Below are 18,101 nucleotides of genomic sequence, written 5' to 3'. Positions count from 1 at the left end.
GTCAGATCCTGAATTAAAGCGCCTGAAGTAAAGCGCCTGAGTTGAAGCGCTGGGATCAGGCGAATCGGCTACTCGAAAAATCGGCGTGGCTCGAATTGCGCCCGTGTTTCGCGTCGTGCGTCGCCTCGTCGTGACGAGGGAGCTTCCGCGTATGGAGAGTCATTCTAGCATTCGATGTATTTTGGCCGCAGCAAAGAACTTTTTCTAATTGCACTGCTTGCGCGACTTCCGAGTTTTCGGTATTCGTGGCTTCCGCCGCGCGATTGGCGGACAATGCGAGACTCTGTATTCGCCAGAACTTCTGGCATCGGCCCGACATCAGGAGACACGACCATGCCCGCCTCGACCGCCATCCTCACGATCCTCGCCGCGCTGCTATTGGGCGCGATGAGTCCGGGGCCCAGCTTCGTCATCGTCGCACGCAATGCGATCGGTCTGTCGCGCGGCGACGGTCTCGCGACAGCGCTCGGCATGGGTATCGGCGGTGTGTTTTTTAGCGGCATCGCGCTGCTCGGGCTCTATACGCTGCTCGCGACGGTCGAATGGCTCTACGTCGGGCTGAAAGTGGCCGGCGGCGTCTACCTGGTCTATCTGGCGTCGAAAATCTGGCGCGGCGCCGCGAAGCCGCTCGCGTTCAGCGAAACGCGAACCGGCAGCGGCGGCAATCCGCGCAAGTCGTTCTGGATCGGCTTGAGCACGCAGCTCAGCAATCCGAAAACGGCTGTCTATTACGGCAGTATCTTCGCTGCGCTGCTGCCGCAACATCCGCCGGTGTGGTGCTATTTCGCGCTGCCGCCGGCGATCTTCGCGATCGAGGCGGGCTGGTACACGATCGTCGCACTGTGCTTTTCGAGCCAACGGCCGCGCGAAATCTATCTGCGCTGGAAGGGGTGGATCGATCGCATCGCCGCGAGCGCGGTGACCGCGCTGGGCCTGCGGCTGATTTTTAACGCGCACAAGGTGGGAATTTGACGGCAACCCGAAGCGGCGCGCACCGTCGTGACTCGATGCGCGCCACTCGCGCCGCCCTGAATCAGCGGTGATCGCGGCGCGTTACCCTTTCCCCTCCGCCTTGATCCGCGCGCGCAACTCGAACTTCTGGATCTTCCCCGTCGACGTCTTGGGCAACTCGCCAAAGCGCACCGCCTTCGGCAACTTGTAGCCGGCCAGAAACAGCCGGCAGTGCGCGATGATTTCCTCCTCGGTCACCTGCGCGCCTTCCTTCAACTCGATGAACGCGCACGGCACCTCGCCCCACTTCGGATCGGCCATCGCGACCACCGCCGCCACCGACACCGCGGGATGCCGGTACAGCGTGTCCTCAACCTCGATGCTCGAAATGTTCTCACCGCCCGAAATGATGATGTCCTTGCTGCGGTCTCGGATGCGGATATAGCCGTCGGCCGTGCGCACGCCGAGATCGCCGGTATGGAACCAGCCGCCTTCGAAAGCCGCTTCGGTCGCGCGCTCGTTCTTCAGATAGCCCTTCATGCAGATGTTGCCGCGAAACATGATCTCGCCGATCGTTTCGCCGTCGTCCGGCACCGGCGCGAGCGTGTCCGCATCGAGCACCGCGACCGCCGCCTGCAGGTGATAACGCACGCCTTGGCGCGCGGTCAGGTCGGCGCGAATTTGATCGTCGAGCACGTCCCATTCGTCCTGCTTTGCGCAGACAGCCGCCGGCCCGTAGGTTTCGGTGAGCCCGTACACGTGTGTCAGATCGAAGCCGATCTGCTTCATCTTCGCGATCACCGCGGGCGGTGGCGCGGCGCCCGCGACCATCGTCGACACGCGATGCGTGATGCCCCCGCGCCATTCGGCCGGCGCATTCACGAGCGAACTCTGTACGATCGGCGCTCCGCAGTAATGCGTGATGTGTTCGCGGCGAATCAACTCGAACACGATCTTCGCGTCGAACTTGCGCAGACAGACGTTGACGCCCGCGCGGGCGGCCACCGTCCACGGAAAGCACCAGCCGTTGCAGTGGAACAGCGGCAGCGTCCACAGATAGACCGCGTGCTTCGGCATGTCCCATTCGAGGATGTTGCTCAGCGCGTTCAGATAAGCGCCACGGTGATGGTAGACGACGCCCTTCGGGTCACCGGTCGTGCCCGATGTGTAGTTCAGCGCGATCGCGTCCCATTCGTCGGCGGGCGGAGTCCACTCGAAGGAAGGGTCGCCGGTTTGCAGGAACTGCTCGTAGTCCGTCGCGCGCATGAACTGCGCGGCGTCGGCGGGCTGCGCGTCGGCCACGCTGATCACGCGGAGCTCCGGGAATTCTAGCGCCGCGCGATGCGCGAACTCGCCGTATTCGGTGTCGACGATCAGCGCCTTCGCCTCACCGTGGCGCAGCATGAACAGCAGCGTCGCGACGTCGAGCCGCGTGTTCAGTGTATTCAGCACGGCGCCGGCCATCGGCACGCCGAAGTGCGCCTCGACCATCGGCGGGATGTTCGGCAGCAGCGCGGCGACCGTCTCGCCGCGGCCGATGCCGGCCTCGTGCAGCGCGCTCGCGAGCCGCCGCGCACGCTCATAGGTCTCGCGCCAGTTGCGGCGGATCTCCCCATGGACGATCGCGAGCCGCTCGCCATACACTTGCGCTGCGCGCACGAGGAAATCGATCGGCGTCAACGGGACATAATTGGCCTCGCGCCGCCCGAGGCCTTCGTCGAACATGTGCTGTGTCATTGATTCGTCTCCTGAGGCGCGAGCCGCGCCGCCGATTGTTGACCGTGTTCTATGAATGAACCAGGGTCAAGCCTAGCAATTGTCGTCATGAACTGTCTGTCATTCAAATGACAGGGTGGCGCGACTGTTCGTCGCGTGCGCGTGGTTTCGCGCGCTCGCCGCCGATCATCAGGCGATGGTGCTCGCCAGCGCACACGCCGAGCACTTTGAAGGCGGTGCGTGGATCGCCCGCCGCCAGCAACCGTCCGACTATTGGATCGGCGTGCACTCGGGGCTCGTCAAGCTCGCTATCTACAACGCCTCGGGCCGCAGCTGCACGCTGTCGGGCGTGCCGCCGGGCGGCTGGTTCGGCGAAGGCAGCGTGATCAAGCGCGAATTGCGCAAATACGACGTGGCCGCGATCCAGCTGTCGCTCGTGATGTTCGTGCCGTCCGCGACCTTCCATGCGTTGCTCGAATCGAGTCTGCCGTTCACGGGCTTCGTGATCCGGCAATTGAACAACCGGATGGGGGAACTCATCGCGTCGATCCAGAACACCCGGCTGCTCGACGTGGACGCACGCGTCGCGCAATCGCTCGCGCAGCTGTTCACCCCGGATCTGTATCCGGACGCGGGTCCCACACTGGCGATTTTCACAGGAAGAAGTCGGTCTGCTCGCGGGAGTGTCGCGGCAGCGCATCAATCAGGCGCTGCAGGCCCTCGAGAAACTGCGGATTTTGCGACTGTCGTATAACCGGATCGAGGTGCTCGATCTCGAGCGGCTGGCTGCGTACGGGCGGGAACAGATCTAGCGACGCGACTGGCGCTCGCTACCGGGCGCGCACGCCGCCCTTGCGCGTCGCGCGCGTTTCGAGAGCGTCGTCGGTCTTGAACAGCGCGAGCATGATCGCGCTCAACACGCCCGTTTTTTTCCAGCGCAGATAGTAGCGATGCGCGGTCTGGTACGGGACGTAGTGCTCGGGCATTGCGCTCCACGGCGCGCGCGCGTGCAGCACCCACATCACGCTATTGAGCACGTGGCGAATTTCGATCGGCGGACGACCACGGCGCGGGCCGTCATCATAATTGTCAAACATGGCAATAGGTCATCGCGCGAGAGCGGCGACGGCGCGGCACGGACGGTGATCTATCATCGGCGCGCCCGGCGGCGGCGCCGTTGCCGTGACGTCCGAACAAGCTTCGGCACAAAGCGCGATCACCAACAGCCGCTGGGGTCTGCGCGGCTCGGAAGACCTCGGTGGCGGTCTCAAGGCGATCTTCGATCTGGAAAGCGGCATCAACCTGCAGGACGGCTCGGCCTCGGATAGCCGGCGCATTTTCAACCGCAACGCGTATGTCGGCGTCAGCAGTCCGTACGGCACGCTGACGCTCGGTCGCCAGAAGACGCCGCTGTTCGACCTGCTCGGCGACACCTACGACCCGCTCACGGTCGGCAACTACACCGAGAACTCGTGGCTGCTTGGCGCGCTCGGCGCGGGGCTTTACGCCGATAACGCGATCAGGTACACGGGCACGTTCAAAGGCCTGACGGTGGCCGCGATGTACTCATTCGGCACGAACTCGGAATCGACCGGCGGCGGCGGCTTCTCGGGCCAGGTGCCAGGCCATCTCGGCGCGGGCAACATGTACGGCCTCACGCTGTCGTACATGGCGGGTCCGCTGTCGGACATGTCGAACGCGGCGATCGGCGCTGGTCAGCTCGGCAGTGGCTATCGCTACACGTTCGTCGCACTGGCCGAGTACGCGCTGTCGAAGCGCACCGAGGTGTACGGCACCGTCGATTTCGACAAGGTGTCGGGCGCGGCGACGGTCGAACTGCCGGGCCGCGACAACCAGACCGGCGTTGCGCTCGGTTTGCGGACAGTTTTCTGAATCGTTTCACGTCGTCATGGCAAAACGGGCGTCCCCAGGGACGCCCGTTTTTTTCGCCTCGCATACGGAAACCGGCTCACCGGTCTGCCGCGCGCATAAAAAAAGGTGCCGCGAACGGCACCTTTCTGTACTACAGGCAGCTTCTGCTGAAGCTTAGAAGCGGTGACGCAGACCGACCGTAGCAGCCGTCTGGTTCTTCGACGACGAGGTCGGAACCGTGTTGTCGCCGCTGTAGATCGAAGCCACGCCGCCGTCACCCATTGCGTGCTGGTACACAGCCTGAGCGTAGACGTCGGTGCGACGCGACAGCGAGTAGTCAGCCTGCAGGCCGATCTGGTGGTAACGGGTCTTCATGTCGTTACCGTCGGCGTTGATGCCGTAGCCGCGCGCGTCGGTGAACGTGTACGCGACGCCGAGAGCCATAGCCGGAGTCACGTTGTACTTGCCGTTGATTTCGTAGTTGTTGGTGTGGCCTTGACGCTGACCAGGAGCTTCACCAACCAGGTTGTCGACGCGCGATTGCGTCCATGCCACGCCAACCAGCGCCGGGCCGAAGCCGTACGAAGCGCCTGCGCCGAACTGACGCTGACGGAAGTCGCCTTGCAGCACGCCCGCGGTGTTCGCCAGAACGCCGTCCGATGCGCCGCTTGCGTTAGCAGCCGGGTTGTTTTGCTGAGCGTAGGCAGCACCGAGGTGCAGGCCTTGCCACTGGTATGCGGCGCCCAAGCTGTACTGACGGTTGTTTGCGAAGCCACCAGCCTGGTTCGAGAAGCCGTACGTGCCGCCGAACGTGAAGCCAGCGTAGTTAGCGCTCGAGTACTTGACCGAGTTGTTGACCGACAGACCACCGTTGGTGTTCAGGTTGTCGTTGTTGAACGGGTGCGCGAAGTACGTGCCGCCCCAGCTGCCCGTTGCGGTCAGCGGTGCGAGGTAGTCCTGCGCTGCGTCGTACTGGCGACCCAGCGTGACCGTACCGAATTGCGAGCTCGACAGACCGACGAAGGCCTGACGGTTGAACATGCCGTTGTTGTTAGCGTACTTGCCGTTGTTGATGTTGAAGCCGCTTTCCAACGTGAAGATTGCCTTCAGACCGCCGCCCAGATCTTCCGAACCACGCAGGCCGAACATGCTCTGGTTGATGCCGCCGCTACCTGCTGCCCACTTGGAGTTGTGGGCAACGTTGCTGGTGTACGTCAGACCTGCGTCGAGCAGACCGTACAGGGTCACGCTGCTTTGTGCGTGAGCGACCGAAGCGAACGATGCGGCAGCCGCAACGACGATGAGACTCTTTTTCATGGGAACTCCAATTCGAAAAATTTATACGGGGAGCAGGACCTGCTTCAGCAGCCGATGCATCGCATTTGCCGCCGCCCGCTTGGCCGAACCGTGGGGATCGACCGGGCACCCTTGAAGCGAAGCGTGAGTGTAGGGGGACACCCTGGTACCGACGCAGGCAATTCACGCAACAGGATTTTTCGAAATTCGCAACAATGTTGCAGCCGATGGGGATAACTTCTTGTTTTTCCACCGTTTATTGCAAGATCAAGGTGCCGGATCGCCAGCTCCACCCAAAACGAATTTGCAACGCGTCAATATTCTAAGTTGCGCGTTTGCAACAGTGCTTTAATACGCGTGACGTAATCGGGTCGGAGCAAATTGACGAAAAGACCGGCCGATATTTTTTGTAATCAAATGGTTGAAGTGACGGTTTTCCGCGTCGTTTGAGATTTATTTTTGGAGCGCCGGAACTTAATAGAGTTAAATGCAGTCTTCCTCGCGTAACCGCCAATTAATGGTTTCCGGCGGGGCGATTAACTCGTCGAATCACCAAGACGGCTTATTCACCTAATCTTTATTGACCGAGGCAAGCAATCGCTGCCGCCCCCGGGCAGCGCAACGGTTCGAGCCCACCGCGTCGAATCAGCATTCAGTATTGAGACACTGCCATTGCGGCGGTCTTCTGATTTCTCGCTTTAGTGAGCACCCTCTGTCACGTCTCTATAAGATGCGCGCGCGATTCGAAAAAGCCTTCAGCACGGACGTTGCCCGGAGGTGAATTGCGACGCCGGCCACCGCGTGACAAGACCCGCGCTGAAAGCGGACGGCATGCATCAACAAGCCTTCCGCATTCAACTAACGGCGGGGTTGCGCCCGCTTTTACACGGAGTTTCCCTGATTACGCGTGATCACCGCTTATGGCTGGCGCGGAGCGCGCTTAAGCGCCTCCTCGTCCGCGGGCGAGGAGCCCTGGCGCGAGCGGGTCGGTGTCGGGCGGTGTGTGGGGCAACGGACGCCGCTCGCCGGGGTTGCGGCTGGCACTGGGTCGCCCAGCTGAGGCAGCCGAAGGCCGCCCAAAAAACAAAAAAGGGTTCCGGAATTCGGAACCCTTTTTTTCGATGCTTTGGTGGGCCGGGTGGGGTTCGAACCCACGATGTCCTTTCGGAGGTGGATTATGAGTCCACTGCCTGCAACCAACACGGCGTCCAGCCCCAAGAAAAAAGACCCGGTCGTGAAGGCCGGGCCCGTTTCGTCGATTGGCCGACATACTACACGAAAAAGGAGCCTCCGCAACCGCTTCGCTTCGGCGAAACGACCGGGAGGCCCCTTTGATCGCATCATTTGCGGCCAACCGCGGCCGTCGCCGTCAATTCCCTTCGAGGAATGACTTCAGCTTGTCCGAACGGCTCGGATGACGCAGCTTGCGCAGCGCCTTCGCCTCGATCTGACGAATTCGCTCACGCGTCACGTCGAACTGCTTACCGACTTCTTCGAGCGTGTGATCCGTGCTCATCTCGATACCGAAACGCATGCGCAACACCTTCGCTTCGCGCGGCGTCAGCGAATCGAGCACGTCCTTCACGACGTCGCGCATACTCGCGTGCAACGCCGCATCCGCCGGGGCGACCGTGTTCGTATCTTCGATGAAGTCGCCCAGATGAGAATCGTCGTCGTCACCGATCGGCGTTTCCATCGAGATCGGCTCCTTCGCGATCTTCATGATCTTTCGGATCTTGTCTTCCGGCATTTCCATCTTCTCGGCCAGCGTCGCCGGATCCGGCTCGAGACCGGTTTCCTGCAGGATCTGACGCGAGATGCGGTTCATCTTGTTGATCGTTTCGATCATGTGAACCGGAATCCGGATCGTGCGCGCCTGGTCGGCGATCGAACGCGTAATGGCCTGGCGGATCCACCACGTCGCATACGTGGAGAACTTGTAGCCACGACGGTATTCGAACTTGTCCACCGCCTTCATCAGGCCGATGTTGCCTTCCTGAATCAGGTCGAGGAACTGCAGACCGCGGTTCGTGTACTTCTTCGCGATCGAGATCACGAGACGCAGGTTGGCCTCGGTCATCTCGCGCTTCGCCTGGCGCGCCTTAAGCTCGCCGGCCGCCATCTGACGGTTGGTTTCCTTCAGGTCCTTCAGCGGCAGCACCACGCGCGCCTGCAGATCGAGCAGACGTTGCTGCTGTTCGCGGATCGCCGGAATGTTGCGCGTGAGGATCGCGCTATACCCGTGACCTTCGGCGACGATCTTGTCGGCCCATTCGAGGTCCGTCTCGCTGCCCGGGAAACGCGCGATGAATTCCGCACGCGGCATGCCGCACTTGTCGACGACCGTATGCAGGATCTGACGCTCGACCTGACGCACTTCATCCACCTGCGCGCGCAGCGTGTCGCACAGACGCTCGACGGTACGCGCGGTGAAGCGAATCGTCATTAGCTCGTTCTGGATGGTTTCCTGCGCCTTCAGATACGACTTGGACTTGTAGCCTTCCTTCTCGAACGCGCGACGCATCTTGTCGAACCATTCGCTGATCGACGCGAATTTTTCGAGCGACGCGCGCCGCAGCGCTTCGAGCTGCGCGGCGTTGGCGGTGGCTTGCGCCGCGCCATCGTCTTCTTCCTCGTCCTCTTCGTCCTCTTCCTCGGCTTCCTCGTCTTCATTCTCGATCGCTTCCGCCTCCTGCGCGGAGAAGCCGTCGGCGTCTGCCGCGTCGGCGTCGATCAGACCGTCGACGAGTTCGTCGATGCGCGCTTCGTCGTTGGCGACGCGCTCGGCCATCGCGAGAATGTCGGCGATCGTGGTCGGGCACGCGGAGATGGCCATCACCATGTGCTTCAGGCCGTCTTCGATGCGCTTCGCGATTTCGATTTCGCCTTCACGCGTAAGCAGCTCGACCGTGCCCATTTCGCGCATGTACATACGCACGGGATCGGTGGTGCGGCCAAATTCGGAGTCGACGGTGGACAGCGCGACTTCAGCTTCCTCTTCGACTTCGTCGTCTGACGAAGCCGCGGGCGCGTTGTCGTTGAGCAGCAGCGTTTCAGCGTCCGGGGCCTGTTCGTAGACCGCGACGCCCATGTCGTTGAACGTGCTGATGATGCCTTCGATCGCCTCGGTCTCGGTGAAGTTGTCCGGCAGGTGATCGTTGATTTCAGCGTATGTGAGGAAGCCGCGCTCCTTGCCGAGCTTGATCAGGGCGCGCAGCTTGGAGCGACGCTCCTCGAGTTCCTCCACCGTGCCAGGCTGCGACGACGCGAACGCATCCTTCAGCAGCGCTTTTTCCTTTGCACGACGGTCGCGAGCCTTGACCTTCTCCGGCTTGCCCGGTGCGGCGGCAGCGGTTTCTTCGGTCTGGGTTGCATCGTCATCGACGGGTACTTCATTCAGCTTTTTCGTCATGGAGTTCGCCGTACCGGCTGTAGTCTCGATCCCCGGCTGTTGGACAACAGCCGGTTGAACCGTGGATACTGAAGTCACGCGCGCTACCGCATCGTCCTGAACGGCAGCCGCTTCCCTTGCGCTTCTGACACCCGCCCGCTTGGCAGCCGGCGGTGCTACAGCTTTCGCCGCCCGAACCGGTGCGGCCTGCGCGGCCGCAGTGGTCGACGACTTCTTCCCGGCAGCCGGTGCAACGCTGACAGCAGACGTTCTTCTGGCGGATGCAGTCAGCTTGGCTTCGGTAACTTTTCCGGTGCGCTCTTTAGCGCGTGAGCCCGTTGCATGATTTCCGCCTGTCGTCTTTGCCATCGCATCGCCTTTCGCCTTTGCTAGGAAAACCCTTGAAAAAACAAACCGCTAGAAACTTTTGATTATACCATCCGATGTTTCGGCCTCGCCGCTACAGCCCGAGTTGACGCTTCATGTCGGCCCGCTTCCGGTTGAGCTCCGAAAACTCGGCAAACTCTTCCGGCGTATGCCGCGACTGTCGCGAAAGCTGTTCGAGACGATCGCAATAAGCGTCGTATCGCATCTTCAAAATCGCGGCTTTCAGCTCCTCGCCGACAATTCGTTCCTGCTCGCGCCGTTCCTCGATGACGGCCGCGTCCTGCGGGTCTTTCAGCAGCAAATCCCGGACGTTTTCATCATAGTCTAGAATTTTGCGAAAGATTTCCTCGAAAGTTGGGGCGTTCGCGCCATTTCGCAAGAGATCGGACAACAACTGGAACGCTGCCGAATCGCCGAGGGCTCGCGCGTGCGTCGTCACTTCCGCGAACAGTTCGCCGTGCCGGGTCACGGTGAGCAGCGCCTCTTCGGCCGCTTCGTCGAGCATCGCGACCGTGCGCGGATACATCACCAGATTGCGCAGCGTCTTTTCCTCGATGCCGGTCACGCTGCGCCGGTCCTTGCGGGCCGGCGCCTTGCGCGACGCGGCCGCGATCCGCGCGTCGACCTCGCAAAGCGCCGCGACTTCGCTGAATGGCACATCGAGCCGGTCTGCGAACATATGCATGATCTGCGCGCGCAGCGCATTGGCCGGCAACGCCTGCAGCAGCGGTTTCGCGTCGAACAGCGCGCGGGCCTTGCCTTCGGGCTGATCGAGCTCCTTGCCGGTCAACACCTCGTTGAGCATGAACTGCGACAACGGCATCGCCCGTTCGACCTGTTCGGCGAAAGCCTCGGTGCCGAACTCGCGCACGTAGCTGTCGGGATCATGCTCGCTGGGCAGGAACAGGAAACGGATCGTCCGGTTGTCGGCGGCGTGCGGCAGGCACGCATCGAGCGCGCGACGCGCGGCGCGCCGGCCGGCCGCGTCGCCGTCGAAACTGAAGATGACCGTATCGGTCTGGCGCATCAGTTTCTGCACATGAATCGGCGTGCAAGCGGTGCCGAGGGTCGCGACGGCGTTCTGGAAGCCCAATTGGGCCAGCGCGACCACGTCCATATAACCTTCGACGACCAGCACGTAATGTTGCTCTCGAATCGCAAGACGCGCCTCGAACAGCCCGTACAGCTCGCTGCCCTTGTTAAATAGCGGCGTTTCCGGTGAATTCAAATACTTTGGCTCGCCGCCGTCGAGCACGCGGCCGCCGAAGCCGATCACCTGTCCTTTGACATTGCGGATCGGGAACATGATCCGCTCGCGAAAGCGGTCGTAGCGGCGGTTCTGACCCTGCGCGTCCGACTTTTCGCTGACGATCACGAGACCCGCTTCGACCAGGGCGTCGTCGCGATAGTTCGGGAACGCCGCCTCGAGGTTTTGCCACCCGTCCGGCGCATAGCCGAGACCGAAGCGCGCGGCGACTTCGCCGGTCAGGCCGCGCTTCTTCAAATATTGGATCGCGCCCGGCGCACCGCGCAGTTGCTTACGGTAGTAGTCGCAGGCGGTCTGCATGAGATCGGACAGCGCGGTTGTCACGGCCTTCGATGCCGCCGGCGCGTAGCCGCCGCCAGCTCCGCCTCCACCGCCGCCGCCATATCCGGGAGAAGCCTCGTGCGGTACGGTGAGACCCACCGATTGCGCGAGCTCGTTGACCGCTTCGGGAAACGACGCGCCCACGTGTTCCATCAGGAAACCGATGGCCGTACCATGCGCACCGCAGCCGAAGCAGTGATAAAACTGTTTAGTCGGACTAACCGTAAACGAGGGGCTCTTCTCGTTGTGAAACGGACACAGCCCCATGAAGTTCGCGCCGCCCTTTTTCAGCTGCACATACCGGCCGACCACGTCGACGATATCGACGCGGTTGAGCAGGTCCTGCAGGAATGACGGTGGGATCACAGTAAATGACGCTGCCTGGAAAGCTTCAAAATCCAAGCCCGGAGCCCGGGCTCGACACCGCGCCCGGGTCCCGCGCCTCGCCTTCTGGAGGCGCGCGACCCGGACAAATCGACAGAGTTACTTAGCGAGCGCGGCCTTGACCTGTGCGGAGACGGCGGTCATGTCGGCGCGGCCGGCCAGCTTCGGCTTCAGCACGCCCATCACCTTGCCCATGTCCTGCGGGCCGGCAGCGCCGGTTTGCGCGACCGCCGCCTGCACCTCGGCAACGATTTCCGCTTCGGACATCTGCTCAGGCATGTACGCGGAAAGAATAGCCAACTCGGCCTTTTCCTTGTCCGCAAGATCCGTACGTCCTGCGGCCTCGAACTGGCTGATCGAATCCTTGCGCTGCTTGATCATCTTGTCGATGACGGAGGTTATGGCGGCATCGTCGAGCGTGACCCGCTCATCGACTTCACGCTGCTTGATCGCGGCGAGCAGCAGGCGGATCGTCCCGAGACGTTCGGTCTCGCGCGCCCGCATGGCAGCTTTCATATCGTCGTTGATCCGGTCCTTGAGACTCATCACTCACCTGAATTGCGTTGAAAAGTTGAAAAACCGGCCGGTCGACGGCGGCGATACTGCCGCATCAGCACAAAAACCCGCTTGGGACGTCTTCCTCAAGCGGGTTGGCGCAATTTTGCGTAGTGGATGCGACCCTGCCGGATGGCCCGATGGGCCGGGTTTGCCATGATGACACCTGTCGTGCCGCCATCGGCTTGGATGCTGCCGCGCCGTGTACAGCGGGGCAACGCCAGAATCAGTAGAGCTTCCTTGGCAGCATCTGGCCACGCAGACGCTTGAAATGACGCTTCACTGCCGCCGCTTTCTTGCGCTTGCGTTCGGCTGTGGGTTTCTCGTAAAACTCGCGAGCGCGAAGTTCCGTCAGTAAGCCGTTTTTCTCCATGGTGCGCTTGAAACGGCGCATGGCGACTTCGAACGGCTCATTGTCTTTTACGCGGACGGTCGTCATTTTTCAATAACGGAACTTTGTAAAGGTTCAGGAGTATAGCAGAGCTTTCTCACAAAGCCATTGCGCCGTCAAGCCCCCGGGCATATTCGGCCGCCGCCTCGCCCGCCGCGACACCCGACGCCCACGCCCACTGGAAGTTGTAGCCGCCGAGCCAACCGGTCACGTCGACCGCCTCGCCGATGAAGTAGAGGCCCGGCACCCGCGCGCTCATCATCGTGGTCGATGACAAACCGCGCGTATCGACCCCGCCGCGCGTCACTTCGGCCTTGCGATAACCCTCGGTGCCGTTCGGCGTGAGGGTCCAGCGCGACAGCGCCTCACCGATGCCGCGCAGCGCCTTGTCCGGCAGATCGGCGACGCGGGCCTCGGCGGCCATCCGGTGAGTGTCGAGCCACACATGCGCGAGCCGCTGCGGCACCCATTCCGATAGCAGATTGGCGATCTGCCGCTTCGTGCCGCTTTTCGCGTCGATGAGCGCAGTCGCGGCGTCGCGCTCCGGCAGCAGATTGATGTGAATCGGCTCGCCGGGCTGCCAGTAGCTCGAGATCTGCAGCACGCCTGGGCCCGACAGGCCGCGGTGCGTGAGCAGCAGATCTTCGGTGAATTCGGCGCCGGTCTTCGTATTGCCAGTCGACAGCTCTACTTCAAGCGACACGCCCGATAGCGCCGCGAACGGCTCCCAGTCGGCCGGAGCGAAGGTCAGCGGAACCAGCGCGGGACGCGTGTCGATCAACTTGTGGCCGAACTGCCTGGCGATCCGGTACGCGAAATCGGTCGCGCCGATCTTCGGGATCGACAGACCGCCCGTCGCGATCACGAGCGCACGGGCGGCGATCGTGCCCGCCGTCGTGCAGAGCAGGAACTGTCCTTCGGCGTCCTGGCGCACCTCTTCGACCGACAGCGGCGTGCGCCATGCAACCCCACCGGCGTCGCATTCGTTCTTCAGCATGTCGATGACCGCGTCGCTCGACTGATCGCAGAACAGCTGGCCCTTGTGCTTCTCGTGCCATGTCACGCGATGCTGCTTCAGCAGCGCCATGAAATCGCGCGGCGTATAGCGCGCGAGCGCCGAGCGGCAAAAATGCGGATTCGCCGACAGATAATTGGCCGGCCCCGCATACAGATTCGTGAAGTTGCACCGGCCACCGCCGGAAATGCGGATTTTTTCCGCGAGACGCTGCGAGTGGTCGATCAGCGCCACACGCCGGCCGAGTTGACCGGCCACGGCCGCGCACATCATGCCGGCCGCGCCCGCGCCGATCACTGCGATATCGAAGGATTCCATGGGGCCGCATTGTACCTGCCGGGCCCACGCGTCCATGCCCGTGCTCAGCGGGCCGCCTGCGGCCGCCTGTCCGCGCTGGTATACTTTCAGGCTTACCTTTCACTTCCGGACGCGCGTCGCGCGCGCCCGTCTCAAGCGATTCATCATGCTCGTTCTCGGCATCGAAAGCTCCTGCGACGAAACCGGTCTCGCGCTCTACGACACGGAGCGCGGCCTGCTCGCGCACGCGCTGCATTCGCAGATTGCGATGCATCGGGAGTACGGCGGCGTCGTGCCGGAGCTTGCATCGCGCGACCATATCCGCCGCGCGCTGCCGCTGCTCGAAGAGGTGATGGAGCGCGCCGGCGTCGCGCGCGGCGACATCGACGCGATCGCTTACACGCAAGGGCCTGGGCTCGCGGGCGCGCTGCTGGTCGGCGCGAGCGTCGCGAATTCGCTGGCGATGGCGTGGAACAAGCCGACCGTGGGCATTCACCATCTCGAAGGGCATCTGCTGTCGCCGCTGCTCGTCGACGAGCCGCCGCCGTTCCCGTTCGTCGCGCTGCTGGTCTCGGGCGGCCACACGCAGTTGATGCGTGTGACGGACGTCGGCTTCTACGAGACGCTCGGCGAGACGCTCGACGACGCCGCCGGCGAAGCCTTCGACAAAACCGCCAAGCTGCTGGGCCTCGGCTATCCGGGCGGCCCCGAAGTCTCGCGCATGGCCGAGTTCGGTACACCCGGCGCAGTCGTGCTGCCGCGCCCGATGCTGCATTCCGGCGACCTCGATTTCAGCTTCAGCGGCCTGAAGACCGCCGTGCTCACGCACGCGAACCGGCTGGGCGGCGCGAACATCTGCGAGCAGGCCAAGGCCGACCTCGCGCGCGGTTTCGTCGATGCCGCCGTCGACGTGCTGGCCGCGAAATCTCTAGCGGCGCTCAAGCGCACGAAGCTGAACCGGCTGGTGGTGGCGGGCGGCGTCGGCGCGAACCGGCAATTGCGCGAAGCGCTGTCGGCCGCCGCGCAGAAGCGCAATTTCTACGTCCACTACCCGGACCTGTCGCTGTGCACGGACAACGGGGCGATGATCGCGCTGGCCGGCGCGCTGCGTTTGCAACGCTGGCCCGAACAGGCCGGCCACGACTACGCGTTCACCGTGAAGCCGCGTTGGGATCTGACGTCGCTCGCGCACTGAACCGCCGCCCCAAGAGGACAAAAAGCCGCTTTACAAGCGGCTTTTTTGCTTCAATGCCTTCGAAACGAAACGGCGTGGAGCGATCAGGAACGTATCAGGCGAAGCGCTTGTCCCGCTCGATCACCGCATACGCGCTGTGATTGTGAATCGACTCGAAGTTCTCCGCTTCGAGCACATACGCGACGATGCGCTCGTCGGCATTCAGACGCTGGGCAACGTCGCGCACGAGGTCTTCGACGAACTTCGGATTTTCATACGCGCGCTCGGTGACGAACTTCTCGTCCGGGCGCTTGAGCAGGCCCCACAGTTCACACGACGCTTCTTCCTCGGCGATACGGATCAACTCTTCGACAGCGACGTCGCCGTTCAGCTCGGCATCGATCGTCACGTGCGAACGCTGATTGTGCGCGCCGTACTGCGAGATCTTCTTCGAGCACGGGCACAGGCTCGTGACCGGCACCAGCACCTTCAGGAACACCCGCGTCGCGCCATGGCGGGTCTCACCGGTCAGCGTGACTTCATAATCGAGCAAGCTCTGCACGCCCGACACCGGCGCGGTCTTGTTCACGAAGTACGGGAACGACACTTCGATGCGGCCCGCCTCCGCCTCGAGTTTTTCGAGCATAGCCGCGAGCATCGTGCGGAACGTGGCCGGTTCGAGCGGCTCCTTGTTCTCTTCGAGCAACGCGACGAAGCGCGACATGTGGGTGCCCTTCTGCTCGGCCGGCAGATGCACGTCGAGATTCCACGTGCCGACCGACGGCTGCACTTCGCCACCTTGCGTGCGAATCGTCAACGGATGACGCACGCCCCTCACGCCGACCCGCTGGATCGGAATCTGGCGCGTGTCGGGGGTGCTTTGCACGTCGGGCATCACGAAAGCGGGATTCATCTGATTCATTCTTTTGTCCTTTCTGGAAAGCGCCGGGCTGCGCCAAGGTTTCGCTGCATCGGCGACTATCGCGCAGCGAGTGCGAGGCACCCATCGGCCATGCGGATCAGTGCGCGCAACGGCGAACGCCGGCTCGCGCCGGCGTTGGGTGACGGCCCACAACACCCGTCGGTTCAAACTGGAGATTGCCGAAGCCGCCGTCGCATGACGGCGGCGTGAGTCGAACCTACGACGGCACGACAGCCGACAGCGCTTTACGCGACGCGCTTCACGGACGACTGACCGCCGACCGCGCCGCTCGCAAGGAAGCGTTCGCGGATCGACCGGGCGATACCCGCGGCGTCGAGACCGCACGCGGCGAGCAGCTTGGCCGGGTCCCCGTGATCGATGAACCGATCGGGGAGGCCCAATTGTAGTACGGGACGCATAACCTCACTTGCGAGCAGGGCTTCGACGCACGCCGAACCCGCGCCACCCATGATGGAGCCTTCCTCGACGGTGACGATCGCGTCGTGCGTCTCGGCCAGCTTGCGCACGAGTTCGGTGTCGAGCGGCTTCACGAAGCGCATGTTCGCGACGGTGGCGTCGAGTTGCTCGGCGGCCGCGAGCGACGGCGCGACCATCGTGCCGAACGCGAGAATCGCGATGCGCTTGCCGGCCGGCGCTGACGTCTCGCGACGCACTTCGCCCTTGCCGAGCGGCAACGCGGCCATCTGCTTGACCGTTGCGACCCCGGTACCCGCGCCGCGCGGGTAGCGCACAGCGGTCGGATGCGACTGCTGCAACGCGGTGTACAGCATCTGGCGGCACTCGTTTTCGTCAGACGGCGCCATCACGGTCATGTTCGGAATACAACGCATGAACGCGAGGTCGTACGCGCCCGCATGCGTCGCGCCGTCCGCACCAACGAGACCCGCACGATCGATTGCGAACACCACCGGCAGGTTTTGCAGCGCGACGTCGTGAATCAGCTGGTCATACGCGCGTTGCAGAAAGGTCGAATAGATCGCGACGACAGGCTTCATGCCGTCCGCGGCAAGGCCGCCCGCGAACGTCACCGCGTGCTGCTCGGCGATGCCGACGTCGAAGTAACGATCCGGGAAGCGCTTTTCGAACTCGACCATGCCCGAGCCTTCACGCATTGCCGGCGTAATGCCGATCACGCGCGAGTCGAGCTCGGCCGCGTCGCACAGCCACTCGCCGAACACCTGCGTGTAGGTCTTTTTCGAGGGCGTCGCGGCCGGTTTGATACCCTCGGCCGGATTGAACTTGCCGGGGCCGTGGTACAGCACCGGATCAGCCTCGGCCAGCTTGTAGCCCTGGCCTTTCTTCGTGACCACGTGCAGGAATTGCGGCCCGCGCAGTTCCTTGATGTTTTGCAGCGTCGGAATCAGCGAATCGAGATCGTGACCGTCGATCGGTCCGATGTAGTTGAAGCCGAACTCTTCGAACAGCGTCGCCGGCACGATCATGCCCTTCGCGTGCTCCTCGAGCTTGCGCGCGAGATCGAGCACCGGCGGCGCGACGCGCAGCACGCGCTCGACGCCCGCGCGCGCAGCCGCATAGAAGCGCCCGGACATCAGACGCGCGAGATGGCGATTCAGCGCGCCGACCGGCGGCGAGATCGACATGTCGTTGTCGTTGAGGATCACGAGCAGCGGCACGTCGTCTTCGACGCCCGCGTTGTTCATTGCCTCGAAGGCCATGCCGGCCGTCATCGCGCCGTCGCCGATCACGGCGATGCCCATGCGGTTGTCGCCTTGCAGCTTGCTCGCGATCGCCATGCCGAGCGCGGCCGAAATCGACGTGCTCGAGTGCGCGGTGCCGAAGGTGTCGTATTCCGATTCGTCGCGCTTCGGGAAGCCCGAGATGCCGCCCAACTGACGCAGCGTGTGCATCTGGTCGCGACGACCGGTCAGGATCTTGTGCGGATAGGTCTGATGGCCGACGTCCCAGACGATCCGGTCGTGCGGCGTATCGAAGACATAGTGCAGCGCGATGGTCAACTCGACCGTGCCGAGGTTGGACGAGAGATGGCCGCCCGTCTGCGATACGCTGTCGAGCACGAAGGCACGCAACTCGTCGGCAAGCGGGTGCAATTGGCGGCGATCGAGGCGGCGCAGGGCTGCCGGGTCGTCGATGGTTTTCAGCAAGTCGTACATCGTCGTTCC

The 18,101-nt window shown here is 63.0% G+C and carries 13 protein-coding genes, 1 tRNA gene and 1 pseudogene; 4 read left to right on the top strand and 11 right to left on the bottom strand.

Features of this window, described 5'->3' with window-relative positions:
- Positions 1 to 333: 333 nt before the first annotated feature.
- Entirely contained in the window at positions 334 to 972 is a 639-nt protein-coding gene (locus OKW40_RS32015) for a LysE family translocator (RefSeq protein ID WP_184057444.1), read from the top strand.
- Between the two features lie 81 nt (positions 973 to 1,053).
- Here OKW40_RS32015 and OKW40_RS32010 read toward each other — a convergent pair whose 3' ends face one another.
- Complete coding sequence (locus OKW40_RS32010) at positions 1,054 to 2,688, bottom strand: acyl-CoA synthetase (RefSeq protein ID WP_429493271.1); 1,635 nt, start codon at positions 2,686 to 2,688, stop codon at positions 1,054 to 1,056.
- Positions 2,689 to 2,812: 124 nt separating this feature from the next.
- On the opposite strand from OKW40_RS32010, the pseudogene OKW40_RS32005 reads away from it, so the two are divergent.
- A pseudogene (locus OKW40_RS32005) lies at positions 2,813 to 3,479 on the top strand (Crp/Fnr family transcriptional regulator); the annotation flags it as partial.
- An 18-nt stretch (positions 3,480 to 3,497) separates the two neighbouring features.
- Here OKW40_RS32005 and OKW40_RS32000 read toward each other — a convergent pair.
- Positions 3,498 to 3,764, bottom strand: a complete 267-nt coding sequence (locus OKW40_RS32000; RefSeq protein WP_429493270.1) for a transposase — start codon at positions 3,762 to 3,764, stop codon at positions 3,498 to 3,500.
- Positions 3,765 to 3,819: 55 nt separating this feature from the next.
- Here OKW40_RS32000 and OKW40_RS31995 point away from each other — a divergent pair, with 55 nt between their 5' ends.
- Positions 3,820 to 4,560 carry a porin gene (locus tag OKW40_RS31995; protein ID WP_429493976.1) on the top strand — a complete coding sequence of 247 codons (741 nt, stop codon included), beginning with the start codon at positions 3,820 to 3,822 and terminating at the stop codon, positions 4,558 to 4,560.
- 153 nt (positions 4,561 to 4,713) lie between these two features.
- Here OKW40_RS31995 and OKW40_RS31990 read toward each other — a convergent pair whose 3' ends face one another.
- The 7 genes from OKW40_RS31990 to OKW40_RS31960 all read right to left on the bottom strand — a co-directional run bounded on the left by OKW40_RS31990 (position 4,714) and on the right by OKW40_RS31960 (position 13,864).
- Complete coding sequence (locus OKW40_RS31990) at positions 4,714 to 5,856, bottom strand: porin (protein WP_429403810.1); 1,143 nt, start codon at positions 5,854 to 5,856, stop codon at positions 4,714 to 4,716.
- A gap of 1,106 nt (positions 5,857 to 6,962) precedes the next feature.
- Positions 6,963 to 7,050, bottom strand: a tRNA-Ile gene (locus OKW40_RS31985).
- 154 nt (positions 7,051 to 7,204) lie between these two features.
- Complete coding sequence (rpoD, locus tag OKW40_RS31980) at positions 7,205 to 9,595, bottom strand: RNA polymerase sigma factor RpoD (protein ID WP_184057451.1); 2,391 nt, start codon at positions 9,593 to 9,595, stop codon at positions 7,205 to 7,207.
- Positions 9,596 to 9,686: 91 nt separating this feature from the next.
- Positions 9,687 to 11,567 carry a DNA primase gene (gene dnaG / locus OKW40_RS31975; RefSeq protein WP_184057453.1) on the bottom strand — a complete coding sequence of 627 codons (1,881 nt, stop codon included), beginning with the start codon at positions 11,565 to 11,567 and terminating at the stop codon, positions 9,687 to 9,689.
- A gap of 117 nt (positions 11,568 to 11,684) precedes the next feature.
- Entirely contained in the window at positions 11,685 to 12,131 is a 447-nt protein-coding gene (locus tag OKW40_RS31970) for a GatB/YqeY domain-containing protein (RefSeq protein WP_184057455.1), read from the bottom strand.
- Positions 12,132 to 12,366: 235 nt separating this feature from the next.
- The gene (rpsU, locus tag OKW40_RS31965) at positions 12,367 to 12,579 is read right to left on the bottom strand and encodes a 30S ribosomal protein S21 (protein ID WP_090808416.1); all 213 of its coding nucleotides are present in this window, start codon (positions 12,577 to 12,579) and stop codon (positions 12,367 to 12,369) included.
- Positions 12,580 to 12,628: 49 nt separating this feature from the next.
- Positions 12,629 to 13,864, bottom strand: coding sequence for an NAD(P)/FAD-dependent oxidoreductase (locus tag OKW40_RS31960; RefSeq protein WP_429493269.1), 1,236 nt, complete (start codon positions 13,862 to 13,864; stop codon positions 12,629 to 12,631).
- Positions 13,865 to 14,009: 145 nt separating this feature from the next.
- On the opposite strand from OKW40_RS31960, the gene tsaD reads away from it, so the two are divergent.
- Positions 14,010 to 15,038, top strand: coding sequence for a tRNA (adenosine(37)-N6)-threonylcarbamoyltransferase complex transferase subunit TsaD (gene tsaD / locus OKW40_RS31955; protein ID WP_184054832.1), 1,029 nt, complete (start codon positions 14,010 to 14,012; stop codon positions 15,036 to 15,038).
- Between the two features lie 94 nt (positions 15,039 to 15,132).
- Here tsaD and folE2 read toward each other — a convergent pair whose 3' ends face one another.
- Both folE2 and dxs read right to left on the bottom strand, forming a co-directional pair.
- Entirely contained in the window at positions 15,133 to 15,939 is an 807-nt protein-coding gene (gene folE2, locus OKW40_RS31950) for a GTP cyclohydrolase FolE2 (protein ID WP_429493268.1), read from the bottom strand.
- 245 nt (positions 15,940 to 16,184) lie between these two features.
- Positions 16,185 to 18,092, bottom strand: coding sequence for a 1-deoxy-D-xylulose-5-phosphate synthase (gene dxs, locus OKW40_RS31945; RefSeq protein WP_429493267.1), 1,908 nt, complete (start codon positions 18,090 to 18,092; stop codon positions 16,185 to 16,187).
- Positions 18,093 to 18,101 lie beyond the last annotated feature (9 nt).

Source organism: Paraburkholderia sp. RAU6.4a, assembly GCF_050435625.1.
Classification (GTDB): Bacteria; Pseudomonadota; Gammaproteobacteria; order Burkholderiales; family Burkholderiaceae; genus Paraburkholderia; species Paraburkholderia tuberum.
The sequence above is the reverse complement of the archived record's forward strand: the minus strand, read 5'-3'. Positions and strand labels throughout refer to the sequence as shown.